The 16,986-nt window shown below is 76.3% G+C and carries 17 protein-coding genes; 9 read left to right on the top strand and 8 right to left on the bottom strand.

Annotation, left to right across the window (positions count from 1 at the left end; all coding sequences use genetic code 11):
• Nucleotides 1-11 precede the first annotated feature (11 nt).
• The gene (locus ACQEVU_RS36715; RefSeq protein ID WP_433331876.1) at nt 12-740 is read left to right on the top strand and encodes a cobalt-precorrin-6A reductase; all 729 of its coding nucleotides are present in this window, start codon (nt 12-14) and stop codon (nt 738-740) included.
• On the opposite strand, the gene ACQEVU_RS36710 is transcribed toward ACQEVU_RS36715, so the two are convergent.
• Nucleotides 731-1,444, bottom strand: a complete 714-nt coding sequence (locus tag ACQEVU_RS36710) for a hemerythrin domain-containing protein (protein WP_433331874.1) — start codon at nt 1,442-1,444, stop codon at nt 731-733. The genes ACQEVU_RS36715 and ACQEVU_RS36710 overlap by 10 nt on opposite strands.
• A 154-nt stretch (nt 1,445-1,598) precedes the next feature.
• On the opposite strand from ACQEVU_RS36710, the gene ACQEVU_RS36705 reads away from it, so the two are divergent.
• Complete coding sequence (locus tag ACQEVU_RS36705; protein WP_433331872.1) at nt 1,599-2,507, top strand: SDR family oxidoreductase; 909 nt, start codon at nt 1,599-1,601, stop codon at nt 2,505-2,507.
• Here ACQEVU_RS36705 and ileS read toward each other — a convergent pair.
• Entirely contained in the window at nt 2,493-5,606 is a 3,114-nt protein-coding gene (gene ileS, locus ACQEVU_RS36700) for an isoleucine--tRNA ligase (protein WP_433331870.1), read from the bottom strand. The genes ACQEVU_RS36705 and ileS overlap by 15 nt on opposite strands.
• A 5-nt stretch (nt 5,607-5,611) precedes the next feature.
• On the bottom strand, nt 5,612-6,409 hold the full coding sequence (locus ACQEVU_RS36695) for a helix-turn-helix domain-containing protein (protein ID WP_433331868.1): 798 nt from the start codon (nt 6,407-6,409) through the stop codon (nt 5,612-5,614).
• A gap of 86 nt (nt 6,410-6,495) precedes the next feature.
• Between ACQEVU_RS36695 and ACQEVU_RS36690 the strand changes: the two genes are divergently transcribed.
• Nucleotides 6,496-6,912 (top strand): hypothetical protein, encoded by a 417-nt coding sequence (locus ACQEVU_RS36690; RefSeq protein ID WP_433331866.1) that lies wholly within the window; start codon nt 6,496-6,498, stop codon nt 6,910-6,912.
• On the top strand, nt 6,912-7,967 hold the full coding sequence (locus ACQEVU_RS36685) for a zinc-dependent alcohol dehydrogenase family protein (protein WP_433331864.1): 1,056 nt from the start codon (nt 6,912-6,914) through the stop codon (nt 7,965-7,967). Before ACQEVU_RS36690 ends, ACQEVU_RS36685 begins: the two co-directional genes overlap by 1 nt.
• Nucleotides 7,968-8,036: 69 nt before the next feature.
• Here the strand turns inward: ACQEVU_RS36685 and ACQEVU_RS36680 are convergent, their stop codons facing one another.
• Nucleotides 8,037-9,152, bottom strand: a complete 1,116-nt coding sequence (locus ACQEVU_RS36680) for a hypothetical protein (RefSeq protein WP_433331862.1) — start codon at nt 9,150-9,152, stop codon at nt 8,037-8,039.
• Between the two features lie 92 nt (nt 9,153-9,244).
• Here ACQEVU_RS36680 and ACQEVU_RS36675 point away from each other — a divergent pair, with 92 nt between their 5' ends.
• Both ACQEVU_RS36675 and ACQEVU_RS36670 read left to right on the top strand, forming a co-directional pair.
• Nucleotides 9,245-9,748: an Lrp/AsnC family transcriptional regulator gene (locus tag ACQEVU_RS36675; protein WP_433331860.1), complete on the top strand. Its 504-nt coding sequence runs from the start codon at nt 9,245-9,247 to the stop codon at nt 9,746-9,748.
• An 88-nt stretch (nt 9,749-9,836) separates the two neighbouring features.
• Entirely contained in the window at nt 9,837-10,511 is a 675-nt protein-coding gene (locus ACQEVU_RS36670; protein ID WP_433331859.1) for a hypothetical protein, read from the top strand.
• Here the strand turns inward: ACQEVU_RS36670 and ACQEVU_RS36665 are convergent.
• The 4 genes from ACQEVU_RS36665 to ACQEVU_RS36650 are packed head-to-tail and all read right to left on the bottom strand — an operon-like array spanning nt 10,460 to nt 14,006.
• Nucleotides 10,460-11,167, bottom strand: coding sequence for a methyltransferase family protein (locus ACQEVU_RS36665; RefSeq protein ID WP_433331857.1), 708 nt, complete (start codon nt 11,165-11,167; stop codon nt 10,460-10,462). The two genes, ACQEVU_RS36670 and ACQEVU_RS36665, sit on opposite strands and share 52 nt — an antisense overlap.
• A gap of 49 nt (nt 11,168-11,216) precedes the next feature.
• Nucleotides 11,217-12,242 (bottom strand): alpha/beta fold hydrolase, encoded by a 1,026-nt coding sequence (locus ACQEVU_RS36660; RefSeq protein WP_433331855.1) that lies wholly within the window; start codon nt 12,240-12,242, stop codon nt 11,217-11,219.
• Between the two features lie 10 nt (nt 12,243-12,252).
• Complete coding sequence (locus tag ACQEVU_RS36655; protein WP_433331853.1) at nt 12,253-13,005, bottom strand: siderophore-interacting protein; 753 nt, start codon at nt 13,003-13,005, stop codon at nt 12,253-12,255.
• Entirely contained in the window at nt 13,002-14,006 is a 1,005-nt protein-coding gene (locus tag ACQEVU_RS36650) for an ABC transporter substrate-binding protein (RefSeq protein WP_433331851.1), read from the bottom strand. The genes ACQEVU_RS36655 and ACQEVU_RS36650 overlap by 4 nt, the downstream gene beginning before the upstream one ends.
• 72 nt (nt 14,007-14,078) lie before the next feature.
• Here ACQEVU_RS36650 and ACQEVU_RS36645 point away from each other — a divergent pair, with 72 nt between their 5' ends.
• Genes ACQEVU_RS36645 through ACQEVU_RS36635 form a run of 3 tightly spaced genes read left to right on the top strand, consistent with a single transcriptional unit; the run spans nt 14,079 to nt 16,814 of the window.
• A complete protein-coding gene (locus tag ACQEVU_RS36645; protein WP_433331849.1) occupies nt 14,079-15,050 on the top strand; it encodes a FecCD family ABC transporter permease in 972 nt (323 codons plus the stop codon).
• Nucleotides 15,047-16,036: a FecCD family ABC transporter permease gene (locus ACQEVU_RS36640; RefSeq protein WP_433331847.1), complete on the top strand. Its 990-nt coding sequence runs from the start codon at nt 15,047-15,049 to the stop codon at nt 16,034-16,036. Before ACQEVU_RS36645 ends, ACQEVU_RS36640 begins: the two co-directional genes overlap by 4 nt.
• Nucleotides 16,037-16,055: 19 nt before the next feature.
• A complete protein-coding gene (locus tag ACQEVU_RS36635; protein ID WP_433335220.1) occupies nt 16,056-16,814 on the top strand; it encodes an ABC transporter ATP-binding protein in 759 nt (252 codons plus the stop codon).
• Nucleotides 16,815-16,986 lie beyond the last annotated feature (172 nt).

Raw genomic sequence — 16,986 nt, 5'->3', positions numbered from 1 at the left:
ACGCTTCCCCGGTGCCGACCGTGCTCATCCTGGGCGGCACCGGGGAGGCCCGCCGGCTGGCCGCGGTGCTGCCGCCGGTGTACCGCGTGATCTCCTCCCTCGCCGGCCGCGTCGCCGACCCCGCGCGGCCGGCGGGGGAGGTGCGCATCGGGGGCTTCGGCGGGCCGCCGGGCCTGGCCTCGTACCTGCGGGCGGAGCGCGTCGACGTGGTCGTCGACGCCACCCACCCCTTCGCCGCCCGGATGTCCGCCAACGCCGCGCTCGCCTGCCGCGAGACCGGCGTGCCGCTGCTCGTCCTGCGCCGCCCGGGCTTCGCGGAACGGCCCGGCGACGGCTGGCGCCACGTGCCCTCGCTCGAGGCGGCCGCGGCGCTGCTGCCCGGGCTCGCCGAGCGCGTCTTCCTCACCACCGGCCGGCAGGGGCTCGCGCACTTCGCGCACCTGGGCGCCCAGTGGTTTCTCGTGCGCTGCGTCGACCCGCCGCAGCCGCCGGTGCCGCCGCGGCTCGAGGTCGTCCTCGACCGCGGGCCGTTCACGGTCGAGGGCGAGACGGAGCTGATGCTGCGGTACGACATCGGCGTCCTCGTCACGAAGGACTCCGGCGGCTCGATGACGGCGGCGAAGCTCGACGCCGCGCGCGCCCTGCGCATCCCGGTCGTCGTGGTGGACCGGCCCCCCGTGACCCCCGGCGTCGCGTGCGTCGCCACCGTCGAGGCGGTCGTGGCCCACCTTCAGGCGTAGCGGAACGCCGCGGCCTCGCGGCGGGCGAACGGGCGGCGCAGGAAGGCCCGCCAGAGCAGCAGCAGCGGCCCGGACCCGCTCGCGGGGCCCGAGAACAGCCGGGCCGCGGCGTGCGCCGGCAGGTCGTGCAGCACCCAGGCCAGCAGCTCGATCACCGCGCGCGGCGACTTGGACTGCCGGAAGTGCACCCGCTCGATGTGCTCCCACTCGGCGTGGGAGAGGTAGCGCTGCACCAGCTCCAGGGCCTCGCCCTCCTCGTGCGCCAGGTGCCGGGCGAGCAGGTCCCGCGCCGCGACCGCGTGCCCGTGCACCGCCGCCCGCTCCTCGGCGCCGGCCCCGGCGGCCAGCCGCGCGAAGCCCTCGGCAACGGCCGTCAGCGCCGGGTCGATGCCGTGGTGCTCGGCCGTCATCGCGTCCAGCACCGCCCGCTCGGCCGGCGTCCCGGCCCGCTCGACGTGCGCCGCCAGGGCCGGCCACAGCCCCTCGTCCTCGCCGGTGTGGTGGTCGTGCAGCACCCGCTCGAACACGGCCCAGCGCCCGGCCAGGGCCCGCCAGGCCGCGCGGTCGTCGACGGGCGTGCCCGCCGCCGCGGCCGCGAACCGGTCCAGGTCGCGCCGGAACCCCCAGTGCATCGTGAACATGCCGGTCAGGTCGTTCGGGCCCTCGGCCGTCGCCGCCTGGCCCGGCAGCCGGATCTGATCCATCGTCGTGCCTCCTGCGTATGTGTCGGTGCCGTGAGCGTGGGGCCGGCCGCTTGAGCCCCGTTTGACTCCGGGGCTTCTAGACGGTTCCAAGTGGGCGTCAAGGTGGCCGCCGCACGCTGGCCGCGACAACCCGACGAAGCAGGAAGGAACGACGATGGCGGTACTCGTGACCGGCGCGACCGGCAGCATCGGCAAGGAGGTGGTGGCGGGACTGCTGGCCCGGGGCGCGGACGTGCGGGCGCTCGTGCGCAGCGCCGAGCGGGCGGCGCGGCTGCCCGAGGGGGTCGAGGCGGCGATCGGCGACCTGCGCGACCCGGCCTCGGTGGCCGCGGCCCTCGATGGGGTGACGGCGGCGCTGTACGTCTCGCCGCACGACGCGGCCGAGGAGGCGATGGCGGCCGGGTTCATCGCCGCGTGCGAGCGGGCCGGCACGCGCATCGTGTTCGCCGGCGTGTACGCCAACGCGTCCAACGCCGCCACGCGCTTCCTGCTGCGCTCCGCGTTCAGCCTGATGCTGCCGAAGTACCGCGGGAAGCTGCGCCTCAGCCGGGCGATCGAGCGCTCCCGGACCCGCCCGGTGCTGTTCCAGGTCTCGAACTACTACCAGAACGACGAGGTCGTCCGCGAGGACATCCTCGGCGGCGACTACCCGCTGCCGACCCACCCCCGCGGCATCAACCGCGTCGACCTGCGCGACGTGGGCGAGGTCGCGGCGCGGGCGCTGGTCGATCCCGCGTTCCCGGCCGGCGGGCACTCCCTCGTCGGGCCGGCGTCGGTGGCGGGCGCCCGGGCCGCGCAGGTCTGGGCGGACACGCTCGGCCGCCCGGTGCGCTACCACGGCCCCGAGTCCGACTGGCGCGAGCGGCTCGGCCGGCGCCTCGAGGGGCAGAAGCGCACCGACTTCATCGGCTCCTTCAGCACGCTGAGCCGCTTCAGCATGCCGACGTCCCCCGCGCAGGTCGAGGCGATGACCCGCCTGCTCGGCCGGCCGCCACGCAGCTACGAGACCTACGTGGCGGACACGGCCGCGCGCTGGGCCGAGCCGGCCTCAGACCCGGCGTAGCCAGTACGTCAGGCCGGCCGCCTCGTGCGCCACCGGCTCCGGCCAGCCGGGCCCGTCCGGCCCGGCCTCGGCGAACGTCGTGGCCAGGACCTCCTCGGCGATCGCGGGCGCGTGCTCGGCCAGGGCCGCCGCCGTCTCGGCGCCGGCCGGCCGGTAGCGCAGCTCGATGCGGTCGCTGACCTCCAGGCCGGTGGCCTTGCGCGACTCCTGCACCTGGCGGATCACGTCGCGGGCGATGCCGGCCCGGCGCAGCCCCGGCGTGATGTGCAGGTCCAGCGCGACGGTGAGGCCCGCGTCGCCGGCGACCGCCCAGCCCTCGCGCGGCGTCTCGGTCAGGAACACGTCGTCCGGCTCCAGCGGCACCGCCTCGCCGTCCACGGTCACGCTCGCCGCCCCGGTGTCGCGCAGCGCGGCGGCGAGGGCGGCGGCGTCGGCGGCCGCGATCGCCTTCGCGATCGGCTGGACCAGCTTGCCGAAGCGGCGGCCGAGGGTGCGGAAGTTCGCCTTCGCCGAGGTCTGCACGAGCGAGCCGTGCAGCGGCTCGACGGCCTGCACGTTGAGCTCCTCGGCGAGCAGCTCGAGCAGTTGCGGGCCGAGGTCGTCGAGGGCGCCGGCCGACACGAGGACGCGCGCCAGCGGCTGGCGGGTCTTCACCGCCGCCTCCGCGCGGGCCGCCCGGCCGAGCTCGACCAGGCGCCGCACGCTCGCCATCTGCCGGGCCAGGCCGCGGTCGATCAGCGAGCGGTCGATCCGTGGGTAGGCGTCCAGGTGTACCGAATCCGGGGCATCGGGTGTCGTGGGCACCACGAGGTCCTGCCAGACCCGTTCGGTCACGAACGGGGTGATCGGCGCCATCAGCCGGGTCACGGTCACGACCGCCTCGTGCAGCGTGGACAGCGCGGCCGGATCGCCGCGCCAGAAGCGGCGCCGGGCCCGGCGCACGTACCAGTTCGACAGGTCGTCGACGAACGCCGACAGCAGCCGGCCGGCCTTCTGCGTGTCGTATGCCGCCATCGCCGCGTCGACCTCGAAGACGAGCTCGTTGAGCTCGGACAGCAGCCAGCGGTCCAGCGCGGGGCGCCCGGCCGCCGGCACCGTCCGGTCCGGGGTCCAGCCGGCGGCGCGGGCGTAGAGGCTCTGGAACGCCGCCGTGTTCCAGTACGTCAGCAGGACCTTGCGCACGACCTCCTGGATGAGCGTGGGCCCGACCCGCCGCGCCGACCACGGCGAGCCGCCCGCGGCCATGAACCAGCGCACCGCGTCGGCGCCGTGGGTGTCCAGCAGCGCCATCGGCTCCAGGATGTTGCCCAGGTGCTTGGACATCTTGCGGCCGTCCTCGGCCAGGATCAGGCCCAGGCAGACGACGTTGCGGTAGGCGGAGCGGTCGAAGACGAGCGTGCCGACGGCCATGAGCGTGTAGAACCAGCCGCGGGTCTGGTCGATCCCCTCGCAGATGAAGTCGGCCGGGTAGCGCGCCTCGAACGTCTCGGCGTTGTGCCACGGGAAGCCATACTGCGCGAACGGCATCGCCCCGGAGTCGTACCAGCCGTCGATGACCTCCGGCACCCGGCGGGCGGTCGCGCCGCAGTGGCAGGCCCAGGTGACCTCGTCGACGTGGGGCCGGTGCGGGTCGAGGCCGGACAGGTCGCGCCCGGCCCGCTCGCCGAGCTCGGCCAGCGAGCCGACGCACGTGAGGTGGCCCTCGTCGCAGCGCCAGATCGGCAGCGGGGTGCCCCAGTAGCGGCTGCGCGACAGCGCCCAGTCGACGTTGTTGTCCAGCCAGTCGCCGTAGCGGCCGTGCTTGACCGACGCCGGGTGCCAGTTGGTCGCCTCGTTCTCGCGCAGCAGGGCGTCCTTGACCTGCGAGGTGCGGATGTACCACGACGGCTGCGCGTAGTACAGCAGCGGCGTGTGGCAGCGCCAGCAGTGCGGGTACGAGTGCTCGTACTCCTGCCGGCGCAGCAGCAGCCCGCGCGCGGCGAGGTCGGCGACGAGCGCCGCGTCGGCGTCCTTGAAGAACGCGCCGCCGACGAGGTCCAGGCCGTCCTCGAACCGCCCGTCGGGCCGCACCGGGTTGACCAGCGGCAGGTCGTAGGCGCGGCCGACGGCGAAGTCGTCGGGGCCGAACGCGGGCGCCTGGTGGACCAGGCCGGTGCCGTCCTCGGTGGTGACGTACGAGCCGAGGACGACGAAGTGGGCGCCCTCCATCGGCACGAGGCCGAACGGCCGCTCATACGCCCACCGCTGCATCTCCCGCCCGCCGAACGCCTCGCCGGTCGCCGTCCAGCCCTCGCCGAGCGCGGCGCCCAGCAGCGGCTCGGCGACCACGAGGGACTCGGTGCCGTCGGTGGCCACGACGTAGGTGACGTCGGGGTGCACGGCGACGGCGGTGTTGGACACCAGGGTCCACGGGGTCGTCGTCCACACCACCAGCGACGCCCGTCCGGCCAGCGGGCCCGACGCGAGCGGGAACCGCACGTACACCGACGGGTCCCGCACGGTCTCGTAGCCCTGCGCCACCTCGTGGTCGGACAGGCCGGTCTGGTCGCGCGGGCACCACGGCGCGACCCGGAAGTCCTCGACGAGCAGGCCCTTGTCGAAGATCTCCTTGAGCGACCACCAGACGGACTCGATGTACCGCGGATCCATGGTCCGGTAGGCGTCGTCCATGTCGACCCAGTAGCCCATGCGCTCGGTGAGCCGCCCGAACGCGTCGGTGTGCCGGGTCACCGACTCGCGGCACCTCGCGTTGAACTCGGCGACGCCGTAGGCCTCGATGTCCTGCTTGCCGGTGAGCCCGAGCTCCTTCTCCACGGCCAGCTCGACCGGCAGGCCGTGGCAGTCCCACCCCGCCTTCCGGGCGACGTGGAAGCCCTTCATCGTCCGGTACCGCGGGAAGACGTCCTTGAACACCCGCGCCTCGATGTGGTGGGCCCCCGGCATCCCGTTGGCGGTCGGCGGCCCCTCGTAGAACACCCACTCGGGGCGCCCGGCGCTCTGCGCCAGGGTCCGGGCGAACACGTCGCGCTCACGCCACAACCGAAGGACGTCGTGCTCCAGGGCGGCCAGGTCGACCTGGGCCGGTACGGGTCGGTACATGCCGGTCAGCTTCGCACCTCCGGCGCCGCGGCGAGCGCCATTAATGCCGCCGCGCTCGCCTCGTCGGCCGGCAGGAACGCCTCCAGGCGCAGCTCGGCGAGGGTCACGTCGACCGCGGTGCCGAACCGGGTGAGCGTGGTGATGAGCCGCAGCTCCCCGTCGCCGTGGCGCAGCCGCAGCGGCACCGCGAACCCGAGGTGGTGCGGGCCCGGCGCCGCCGGCCGCGGCGGCGCCTGCGCGGCCAGGTCCGCGGCGAGGGCCCGCAGCCGGTCGTCGGGGTTGCGCTCGGCCTCCTCGCGCAGCCGGTCGACGATGTGCCACGCCCACTCGTCGAGGTTGACGATCCGCGGCGCCAGGCCCTCGGGGTGCAGCAGGACCCGCGGCACGCTGACCGGCGGGGCGAGCAGCCGCGGGGCGACGCCGCGGGTGATCGCGTGGAACGCGGCGTTGGCCGAGACGAGGTCGCCGTGGCGGTCGACGACGACGGCCGGGTAGGGCAGGTGCCCGCGCAGCACGTTCTCCAGGGCCGTGCGCACCGGCTCCAGCTCCGGGGCGTCGAGGCGGTTGCGGGTGTACGCCGGCGCGAACCCGGCAGCCAGCAGCAGCTCGTTGCGCTCCCGGATCGGCACGTCGAGCGACTCGGCCAGCCGGATGATCATCGCCCGGCCGGGGGCGGAGCGCCCGCTCTCCAGGAAGCTCACGTGCCGCTGGGTCGTGCCGGCCCGCACCGCGAGCTCCAGCTGGCTGACCCGGCGCCGGGTCCGCCAGCCCCGCAGCGCCCCGCCGAACGTCGCTGTGTCCACCCGTCCTGTCTAGTCCCTTCCGGAGTCGCCCGGCGATTCCCTCGGGGGAATTGCCGGGCCGCGGGCCGCCCCCGCACAGTCGGGCCATGACCACGCTGCAACGCCTCGTCGAGTCCTATGTCGCCGTCTGGAACGAGCCCGACCCGCAGCGGCGCCGCGCCGCGGTCCGCGAACTGTGGGCCCCGGACGCCGTGCACGTGCTGCAGCCGCCGGAGGAGATCCGCCGCGCCGCCGCCGGCATCGGCTTCGACCACCCGGTCCTGGAGGCCCGCGGCCACGACGCGCTCGACGTGCGGGTCGCCCGCGCCCACGACGAGTTCGTCGCGCCCGGCGCCTACGTCTTCCGCGCCCGCGGCGACGCCGACCGGCTGCGCGACGTGGTGAAGTTCCGCTGGGAGATGGTGCCCCGCGCGGGCGGCCCGGCCGCCGGCACCGGCCTCGAGGTGCTGCTGCTCGCCGCCGACGGCCGCATCGCCGCCGACTACCAGTTCATCGAGGCGTGATGGTCCGCTCGTACCGGCTCACCTCCGGCGACGGCATCGACGGCCTGACCCTCGGCGCCGAGCCGCCGCGCGAGCCGGGCCCCGGCGAGGTCGCGGTCGCCGTGCACGCGGTGTCGCTGAGCTACCGCGAGCTGCTCGTGGCCCGCGGCACGTACGTCCTGCCGGTGAAGCCCGGCGTCGTGCCGGTCTCCGACGGGGCCGGCGAGGTCGTCGCGGCCGGGCCCGGCGTGACGGGCGTGCGCCCGGGCGACCGGGTCACCGCGACGCTGTTCCCGCTGTGGCAGGACGGGCCGCTCTCGGCCGAGCTGCTGCCCCAGCTCGGCGGCAGCCTCGACGGGCTGCTCACCGAGCGGGCGGTCGTGCCGGCGGCCGCGCTGGTGCCGGTTCCGGCGCACCTGTCGTACGCCGAGGCGGCCACCCTCCCGTGCGCCGCCGTTACCGCCTGGAACGCGCTCACCGGCGACGGCCGCGGCGTCCGCGCCGGGCAGACGGTGCTCGCCACCGGCTCCGGCGGCGTCTCCCTGTTCGTGCTGCAGCTGGCCCGGCTGCTCGGCGCCCGGGTCATCGTCACCACCGGCCGCCGCGACAAGGAGCCGCGCCTGCGCGAGCTGGGCGCCGACGCGGTCGTGAACTACCGCGACGAGGCGGACTGGCCGGCCGCGGTGCGCGAGCTCACGGGCGGCCGGGGCGCCGACCGGATCGTGGACACCGCCGGCACCCTGGCCGGCTCGCTGCGCGCGGTCGCGGTCGACGGCCACGTCGCGTTCGTCGGCGCGGTGGCGGGGGACTGGCCGCCGCTGGACCCGCGGCTGGTGTTCGGCGCCGCGGCGACGCTGCGCGCGGTGGCGGTCGGCAGCCGCGCCCAGTTCCTGGCCATGAACGAGGCGATCGCCGCACACGGGCTGCGCCCGGTGATCGACCGCGTGTTCCCGTTCGAGCAGGCCCGGGCGGCGTACCACTACTACGAGTCGGCGTCGCCCCTGGGCAAGGTCGTGATCGCCGTGCGCGCACCAGGCGGCCCCGGGCGGGGCCTTCAGTTCCGCCCGGGGCCTTGACCGCGGCGACGGTTGCGCCCACCGTCGCGGCCCATATCGTCCGTTGCCCGGCACGGCGGCGCCTACTCGTCAGCGGAGGGGTATTTGCGTGGCCCCGGCCGCGTTGCGGCCCGCGCGGCGGGCCGGAAGCGTCGCGCCGGCCAGCAGCAGCGGGACGGCCAGCGCGGCGGCGGCGCCGATCCAGCCGAGCGCCGGGTAGCCGGCCCCCGCGGCGAGCGGGCCCGACAGCCCGCCGCCCGCCGCGGCGGCCGCCCCCATGCCGATCTCGCCCCACGCCTCGCGCCGCGGGCGGGCGGTCGCCGGCACGCCGGCGACGAGCAGGGTGCTGCCGGCGACCAGGCACAGGTTCCAGCCGGCGCCGAGCAGGAACAGCCCGGCCCGCAGCGCCGGGCGGTCGGCGGCGGCCACGCCGGCGCCGGCCAGGGCCATCGCGGCGGCGCCCAGCACCGCGGCGCGGGCCGGCCCGGCCGCCGCGACCAGGCGGGCGGACAGCGCCGACGGCGCGAACATGCCGGCGATGTGGGCGCTGATCACCACCCCGATCGCGGCCGGCGGCGCCCCCGTGTGGGCGAGGTGGACGGGGGCCAGGGTCGTGACGCCGACCATGACGAGGTTCGCGACGGTGAGCACGCCCAGGCCGGCTCGGCTCGCGGGTCCCGATGCCGCGGCCGGCGCGGGCGCGGGGCCCGGCCGGGGCCGCCGGACGCGCGCGTAGCAGAGCGCGGTGAGGGCGAAGCCGCCGCCGGCGAGCAGGTACGGTCCGCCGGCCGGCAGGAGCAGCGGCCCGGCGATCGCGCCGCCCGCGGTCGCCGTCAGCACCGCCGTCATGGTGCCGGCGAGGTCGGCGGCGGCGTACCGGGTCAGCATCACCGCCGTGCCGCCGGCGCCGATCAGCAGGGTCCCGGCCAGCACGGCCGGCAGGCTCGCGAAGTGCGCGGCGAGGGCGACCGCGGCGCAGCCGGCGGCGGCCGAGAGCGCGCCGGCGGCCAGCGCCCGCGGGCGGCCCGCGCGGCGGGTGAGGGCGGACAGGGCGAAGGCGGCGACGGCGGAGCCGGCGACGAGCGCGGCCTGCGGCAGGCCGGCGACGGCGGGGCCGCCGATCCGCTCGGCCAGCAGCGCGCCGGCCGCGCCGGCCAGGGACTGCGCGAGGCCGCCGATCGCGGCGGCCATCCACAACCAGGTCATGCCCGCCAACCGTAGGCACGCCGGCCCCGCGGGCACATGGGCGGCGAGGCGCGGTCGGCGGGCGCGACCTTGCGCTCGTAACGTGCTCGGGCATGGGGACTTCACGATCGTACGAACCGGATGCCGTCGACTGGCGGCTGCTCGCGGAGCTGCAGGCCGACGCGCGGCTGTCGTTCAACGAGCTGTCCCGCCGGGTGCACCTGTCGGCGCCGGCGGTGGCCGAGCGGGTGCGGCGCCTGCAGGAGGCCGGCGTCATCACCGGCTACCGCGCCGCCGTGGACCCGGCCGCGGTCGGCCAGGCGGTGCGGGCGTTCGTCCAGCTGCGCTGCCGCCCGAGCGCATGCCTGCTGCGCACCACGTCGGCGGCGGACTACCCGGAGGTCGCGGCGATCCACCGGCTGTCCGGGGAGCACTGCACGCTCATCGAGGTCCGCGCCAAGGACCTGTCGCACTTCGAGGGCGTCGTCGAACGGCTCGGCACGCACGGGGAACTGCGCACGCACATCGTGCTCTCGACGCAGTACGAGGACCGCCCGGTCGGGCCGCTGCCGACCCACCGCCGGGTCACGCCGTCGGCCGGCTGGCCGCCGCCGTGAACGCACCCGACCGGGCGAAAGGGCTGTGTTCGGGCCACCCGGATGGTGGGTAATCACAAGACCACCCCCAATGCCGAGGAGGCCCGCCGTGCACGTCTTCGACCGGGCGAGGTCCGACGCCCACCAGGTGCGCGACGGCCTGCGCGCCGCGGGCCACCACGCGCGGCCCCTGCACGGCGTGCTCGGCTGGTGGGCGGTGACGAGCTTCGGCCTCGTGGGCGTGCTGCTGGCCGCGGCGGCACTGCTGTGGCCCGGCTCGGTGCACGCGCTCGGCCCCGCCGCCGTCGGCGCCTGGCTGCTGTGCGGCGCGCTCGGGCGGGCCGGCGGCGGCCAGGTGCTGCGCGCCCGCTACGGCGGCAGCCTCGCCATGCAGACCGGCCCCGCGCTGCTCGCCGTGGCCGGCGTCATCGTGCTGCGCCGGCCCGACGACACCGCCCCCGGCACCGTCGCCGCCGCGGCCGCCCTGTCGCTCGGCATCGCCGCCGCCGTCGACGCCGCGGCCGGGCAGCAGTACCCGCGCCTGCCCCGCCGGTGCCTGCGGGCGCGCGCCGCGTGCGCCGTCGTCGGCGGGCTCGCGATGGCGGCCGCCCCCGCGCCCGGCCTGATCGTCGCGGCCGCGGTCGTCGGCCTCGGCGAGCTCGTCCTCGCCGTGCTGCTGCTGCCCGAGGTCGAGCGCCTCGCGTCGATGCTCGGCCCCCGCGAGCCGGCGCGCTACCGCGGCGCCGACCTGCTGCCCGCCCTCACCGACCCCGCCGACTCCTGAGGCCGCCGCCACGGGACCAGCGCCGGCACCTGCCGCGCGTACTCCTCGTAGGCGGCGCCGAACCGGGCCCGCATCGAGCGCTCCTCGAAGCGGATGCCGATCCCGATGTACGCCGACGAGGCCACGGCGAAGAACAGGTGCCCGGCGCTCATGTGCGGCGTGGCCCAGAACGCGATCAGCAGGCCGAGCATCATCGGATGGCGGCACCAGTTGTACATCCACCGCCGCGAGACCCCGCCCTCCCTCGGCCGGGTCAGGCCGAAGAACCCGGCGTGGTCGACCATGAACGTCGAACCGGCGACGATGAGCCACCCGGCGGCGTACACCACCCACAACGCCGCCGACCACGGCGCCCCGACCCGCCAGATCGTCGCCGGCACCGGCTCCCACCAGCCGAGCACGGCGAACAGCAGCAGGCTCGCGACGAGCACGTAGGTGCTGCGCTCGATCGCCGGCGGGATGTGCCGCTTGACCGGGTCGCGGGCGGCGATCGAGTGGTGCAGCGCGAAGACGAGCAGCAGCGCCCCGTCGATGGCGAGCGCGGCCGCGGCCGGGCGCCGGGCCGGCGCGTCGATCGTGGCGGCGAGAAACCGGACGGCCCAGGCGGAGCTGAGCACGAAGGCGGCGTAGGCGATGGCGGCGTACAGCAAACGCATCCGCCCATCGTCGGCGCGGCCGCCGGCCCGGGGCAGGCGGGAAAATACCTCAGTTCGGCGCGGCGGTCGCCACGTACCAGGCGGCGATCTGCGAGCGGGAGCGGAAGTCCATGCGGTAGCGGATCCGCTCGACGTGCGCCTCGGCCGAGCGCTCGGTGATGCCGAGCCGCTCGCCGATCTCCCGGTTGGTGCAGCCGTCGGCGATCAGGGCCGCGACCTCGCGCTGCCGGGACGTCAGCGTGGGCGCGGCACCGCGGTGGCGGCCCGGCAGGCCGAGGAACCGCCGGATGGCCCGGGTCAGCGCGCCGGCGTCGCCGATGTACGGCAGGTGCGAGCGCCCCTCGACCGGCGCGAACCGGGCGCCGGGGATCCCGTCGGCGAGCCGCCGGCCCTCGCCGATCGGCGCCGCCCGGTCCCGGTCGCGGTGCACGACCAGCGTCGGCGCCCCGATGCGCGGCAGCACGTCGCGCAGGTCGACCCGGTAGGCCGCGGCGAGCATCGCGCACGCGGTCTCGGCGTCGGCCGACTCCTGCTGGTAGCGCACGAACGCGGCCCGGGTGCCGGCGTCCGCGTCGGGCGCGAAGATGTCGGCGAGCAGGCCGGACGCGAGCCCCCAGTGCTGGCGCACGAGACCGAGCACGTGCGTGCGGATCTCCGGTGCGGCGACGTCGGCGCCGTCGGCCCAGCCGCCGTACAGCACCAGCCGCGCCACCCGCTGCGGATGCTGCGCGGCCCAGGTCGCCGCGACGGCGGCCCCGAGCGAGGCCCCGATGAGCTCGAACCGCTCGGCCCCGGCGGCGTCCACCACCGCCGCCAGCGCGTCGAGCTCCTGCGCCATCGAGTACCGCTCCGGCGGCGTGCGCTCGGACAGCCCGCAGCCGGGCTTGTCGTACCGGATGAGCGTCCGGCCCTGCGCCAGGGCCTGGTAGTAGGCGCGCTCGGCCGGCAGCGCCCAGCTCAGCTCGAGGTGGGAGAGCCAGCCGGCGACGTACACCAGCGGCGGCCCCGATCCGGCCACCGCATACGCGACCCGGGTCCCGTCGCCCGTCTCCGTCGTCGCGACGCGCTGGCCCACGGGGCCGAGTCTAGGCGGCCTCGGCGATCAGGTCGTCCTCGGTGGCGCCGCGCCGCCAGTACCCGGTGAACGTGACCCGGTGCCGGTCGAAGCCGCGCTCCTGCACCAGGTGCCGGCGCAGCGCGCGGATCTGGCCCGACTCGCCGGCGATCCAGGCATACGGCGTGCCGGCCGGCAGGGTCGCCGCCCGCACGGGGGAGACGAGGTCGCCGTCGCAGCGCACGGCGCCGGGCCGGCAGCGCCCCGGCTCGGCCGCGACCCAGGTGTGCACCGGCAGCGCCGGGTCCAGCCACGCGTGGATCGCCGCGAGGGCCGGCACCGCCGTGTCGTCCCCGGCCAGCAGGACCCATTCGGTGTCGGGCGGCGGCCGGAAGTCCACGCCGCCGTTGTCGGGCTCGGTCGGGCCGAGCGCGACCAGCCGGTCCCCGACGCTGACGCCGCTCGCCCAGCGGATGGCCGGGCCGCCGCCCGGGTGCAGCGCGAAGTCGACGTCGAACTCGCCGTCGCGCTGGGCGCCGACCGTGTACGTGCGCATGACCCCGCGGGTGGCGGGGTCCATCGCGCGCCACCGCCCGAACCAGTCCTCGCCCCGCGGCACCAGCGGCGCCGCCTGGCCGGGGCGGGGGAAGAACAGCTTGAAGCGCTGGTCCCGGCCGCCGCCGGCGAACCGGTCCAGGTCCGGGCCGGCGAACGTGACGCGGACCGCGGCGGGGGTCAGCGCCCGGTGGCGTACCACCTGCACGTCGAAGAAGTCGAAGGTCACGACGCGACCTTCTTCGCCCCGCCCAGCGCCTTGGCCAGGGTCTCCAGCGGCGCGGCGCAGCCGGCGTGGCTGAAGCGCGGCTCGGACAGCCACGGCACGATCTGGCCCGCCGTGACCGCGGGCAGGCCGGCCCACGTCGGCTTGGCGGTGAGGTCCCTGGGCTGCAGGGCCGAGGTGCGGCTGTCGAGCAGGATCACGTCGGCCCTGTACTTGTCGGCGTTCTCCCAGCTCAGGTTCTCGAAGTAGCCGCCGGTGACCTGGCCGGGCACGATGACCTCGACGCCCAGCTCCTGGTAGTAGCTCAGGTCGGCGTACACCTTGGGATCCGAGACGTAGAGCAGGTCCGGGCTCGCCGAGGCGGCCAGCACCTTGAGGCCGCCGTTGGCCTGCACGGCGGCGCGCACGGCGTCGCTCGCGGCCTCGAAGCGGGCCCTGGCGTCGGCGACCGGCTTCGCGGCGAGGTCCGCGCCGAGCGAGGCGGCGAGCCCGGCGTACCGCTCGATGACCTTCAGCAGCGTGGTCCGCGCGACGTTGAGCCCGACGCTCGGGGCGAGCGCGAGGATCTTGTCCTTGCTGTCGTCCGGCACGTACCACAGCGCGTCGGGCTCGTACATGTTGGTGATCAGCAGGTCGGGGCGCAGGGCCGCGTACTGCTCGATGTTGAACTCGCCCCAGGCGTTGCCCAGCGACTCGAGCCGGGCCGGGTCGAGGTCGCCGGCGAGCGGGTCCTGGCCGCCGTCGGCCGCCTTGATCGGCCCGAACACGCCGACGAGCGGCTCGTCGACGCCGAAGTCGCGCAGGGCGGCCGCGGAGCCGACGTACGCGACGATCCGCTTCGGCCGCTGCGCGAGGTTCACGTTCGTGCCGCGGTCGTCGGTGAACGCCCACGCGTCGCTCTGCGCCTGGCCGCCGCCGTCGGTCTTGCTGTCGCCGCAGGCCGCGAGGGCGCCGAGGCCGAGTACCCCGGCGAGCAGGCCGCGGCGGGAGACGTTCAGGGACATGGTGGGTTGCCTTTCTCCTAGTCGGCGCTTAGGTTAGCCTTACCTCAGTTGATCGTGTCAAGGGCGGTACCTTTGCGCACATTCGTCCGGCTCGCCGCGGCGGTCGGCGTCCTCGCCGCGGTCGCGGCCGCCAGCCTCGCCATCGGCGCCCGGGCGCTCGGACCGGGCGAGGTCTGGCACGGCCTCACCGACGCCTCGGCCGCCGGCGCCACCGTGGTCCGCCAGCTGCGCCTGCCGCGCACCGTGCTCGGCCTGCTCATCGGCGTCGCGCTGGGCCTGGCCGGCGCCCTGATGCAGGCCCTGACCCGCAACCCGCTCGCCGACCCGGGCCTGCTCGGCGTCAACGCCGGCGCCTCGGCCGCGGTCGTCACCGCCATCGCGTACCTCGGCGTGACCGACCTCGGCGGCTACGTCTGGTTCGCCTTCGGCGGGGCGGCCCTGGTGTCCGTCGTGGTCTGGGCCGTGGCCGGCGGCCGCGGCGCCTCCCCGGGCGGCCTGGCCCTCAGCGGTACCGCGGTGACGGCCGCCCTCTACGCCTACGTCTCGGCCGTGCAGCTGCTGGACACGGCCTCCCTGGACCGGATGCGCTTCTGGACGGCCGGCTCCCTGGCCGCCGCCCGCCCCGGCACGGCGGCGCTGATCGCCCCGTTCGTGGCCGCCGGCGTGCTCATTACCGCCGTGCTGGCCCGCCCGCTCAACGCCCTGTCGCTGGGCGACGACGCCGCCCGCGCCCTCGGCGCCCACCCCGGCCGCATCCGCGTGGCCGCCGCGGTCGCCATCGTCCTGCTGTGCGGCGCCGCGACCGCCGCCTGCGGCCCGATCGTCTTCCTGGGCCTCATGGTGCCCCACCTGGTCCGCCCGATCACGGGCCCCGACGTCCGCCTGCTGCTGGCCTTCAGCGCCGTACTGGCCCCCGCCCTGCTGCTGGCCTCCGACGTTCTCGGCCGGGTCGTGGCCCGCCCCGGCGAGCTGCCGGTCGGCGTGGTCACCGCGGTGGCCGGCGGCTGCTGCTTCCTGGCGATCGTCCGGCGGCGGCGGGCATGACGGCCCGCACCCGTACCGCCGCCGTCTGCGTGACCCTGTCCCTGCTCGCGCTGCTGCTCGCCCTGATCGCGATCGGCGGCGGCGACTACCCGTTGAGCCTCCCGGACGTGGTGCGCACCCTGCTGGGCGGCGGCACCCCCGCGGACGCCTTCATCGTCCGGGAGCTGCGCCTGCCGAGGGTCGTCACCGCGCTGTGCGCCGGCGCGGCCCTGTCCCTGTCCGGCGCGGTCTTCCAGTCCCTGGTCCGCAACCCGCTGGGCAGCCCCGACGTGCTCGGCTTCACCCAGGGCTCGGCCACGGGCGGCCTGCTGGCCGTCGTCCTCGGCGCCGGCGGCACGACCGCGGTGGCGACCGGCTCGGTCCTGGCCGCGCTGGCCACGGGCGTGGCCATCTACCTGCTGGCCTGGCGCGGCGGCGGCCACGGTCACCGCCTGATCCTCGTCGGCATCGGCGTCGCCGGCATCCTGACGGGCGTCAACAGCTACCTGCTGGTCCGCGCCGACATCGTCGACGCCGCCCGGGCGGTCCTGTGGCTGACCGGCAGCCTGGACGGCCGCGGCTGGGGCAACGCCGCCGTGTCCGCCGGCGCCCTGGCGCTGGTCGCCCCGGTGATGCTGGCCTGCGCCCGCCCGCTGGCCATCCTGGAGCTGGGCGACGACCCGGCCACGGCCCTCGGCGTCCCCGTCCGGGCCTTGCGCCGCACCGCCCTCGCCGGCGCGGTACTCCTGGCCGCCGCGGCCTCGGCCGCCACGGGCCCGGTCCTGTTCGTCGCGCTCACGGCCCCTCAGCTGGCCCGCCGCCTGACCCGGGCGTCCGGCCCCAACCTGCTGCCGTCGCTGCTCATGGGCGCCGCACTGCTGCTCGCCGCGGACGTGGTGGCCCAGCGCGCCTTCCCGGACCACCAGCTCCCCGTCGGCGTGGTCACCGGCCTGCTGGGCGGCGGCTACCTCGTCTGGCTGCTCGCAAGGAGAACCCGTGCCCTCTGACCGCCTCCGCGCCGCCGCCCTGACCCTCGCCTACGACGCCCGCACGGTGGCCGAGGACCTGTCCATCACCATCCCCGACGGCTCGTTCACGGTCATCGTCGGCCCCAACGCCTGCGGCAAGTCGACCCTGCTGCGCGCCCTGGCCCGCGTCCTGCGCCCCCGCACCGGCACGGTCCTGCTGGACGGCCACGACATCGCCACCCGCCCGTCCCGCGAGGTGGCCCGCACCTTGGGCCTGCTCGCCCAGACCGCGACCGCCCCGGACGGCATCACGGTCGCCGACCTGGTCTCCCGCGGCCGCTATCCCCACCGCGGCGCCCTGCGTTCCTGGACCCCGCAGGACGAGCGCGCCGTATCGTGGGCGATGGAGGCCACGGAGGTGTCGTCGCTGGCATCGTCCTATGTGGACGAACTCTCCGGCGGCCAGCGCCAGCGCGTGTGGATCGCCATGGTCCTGGCCCAGGAGACGCCGCTGCTCCTGCTGGACGAGCCGACCACCTACCTGGACATCGCCCACCAGATCGACATCCTGGACCTGTGCGCGGACCTGCATCGCGACCACGGCCGCACCCTGGTCGCGGTCCTGCACGACCTGAACCTGGCCGCCCGCTACGCCACCCACCTGGTCGCGATGCGCGACGGCCGCATCCTCGCCGAGGGCCCGCCGTCGGAGGTGGTCACGGCGGAGCTGATGACCGCCGTCTTCGGCCTCCCATGCCGCGTGGTCCCCGACCCGGAAACCGGAACGGCCCTGGTGATCCCCCGCCGCACCCGCTGACTCCAGGCCGGCTGCCGCCGGAAGCGGCCGCGAGGGCCTCGCGCCTGGACTGCGCGGCCGGCGGCCGCTACGAGTCGATGCGTACCCGTAGCGGGCGGTCCAGTCGGCCACGCCCGGCGGATAGCGGCGGTGTTGTGGCCGTCGGTTACGATGCGGGGCTCTCGTGAACAGG

Origin of the sequence: Dactylosporangium sp. CA-139066 (genome assembly GCF_050936175.1) — a bacterium.
Taxonomy (GTDB): Bacteria; Actinomycetota; Actinomycetes; order Mycobacteriales; family Micromonosporaceae; genus Dactylosporangium.
Note: the sequence above shows the minus strand (reverse complement) of the source record. Positions and strands in the feature narration are given on the sequence as shown.

Excerpts from the sequence above, each read along its gene's own strand:
- ACQEVU_RS36710 (WP_433331874.1), bottom strand. The coding sequence starts at position 1,444 with ATGGATCAGATCCGGCTGCCGGGCCAGGCGGCGACGGCCGAGGGCCCG.
- ACQEVU_RS36705 (WP_433331872.1), top strand. The coding sequence starts at position 1,599 with ATGGCGGTACTCGTGACCGGCGCGACCGGCAGCATCGGCAAGGAGGTG.
- ileS (WP_433331870.1), bottom strand. The coding sequence starts at position 5,606 with ATGTACCGACCCGTACCGGCCCAGGTCGACCTGGCCGCCCTGGAGCAC.
- ACQEVU_RS36690 (WP_433331866.1), top strand. The coding sequence starts at position 6,496 with ATGACCACGCTGCAACGCCTCGTCGAGTCCTATGTCGCCGTCTGGAAC.
- ACQEVU_RS36685 (WP_433331864.1), top strand. The coding sequence starts at position 6,912 with ATGGTCCGCTCGTACCGGCTCACCTCCGGCGACGGCATCGACGGCCTG.
- ACQEVU_RS36680 (WP_433331862.1), bottom strand. The coding sequence starts at position 9,152 with ATGACCTGGTTGTGGATGGCCGCCGCGATCGGCGGCCTCGCGCAGTCC.
- ACQEVU_RS36675 (WP_433331860.1), top strand. The coding sequence starts at position 9,245 with ATGGGGACTTCACGATCGTACGAACCGGATGCCGTCGACTGGCGGCTG.
- ACQEVU_RS36665 (WP_433331857.1), bottom strand. The coding sequence starts at position 11,167 with ATGCGTTTGCTGTACGCCGCCATCGCCTACGCCGCCTTCGTGCTCAGC.
- ACQEVU_RS36650 (WP_433331851.1), bottom strand. The coding sequence starts at position 14,006 with ATGTCCCTGAACGTCTCCCGCCGCGGCCTGCTCGCCGGGGTACTCGGC.
- ACQEVU_RS36640 (WP_433331847.1), top strand. The coding sequence starts at position 15,047 with ATGACGGCCCGCACCCGTACCGCCGCCGTCTGCGTGACCCTGTCCCTG.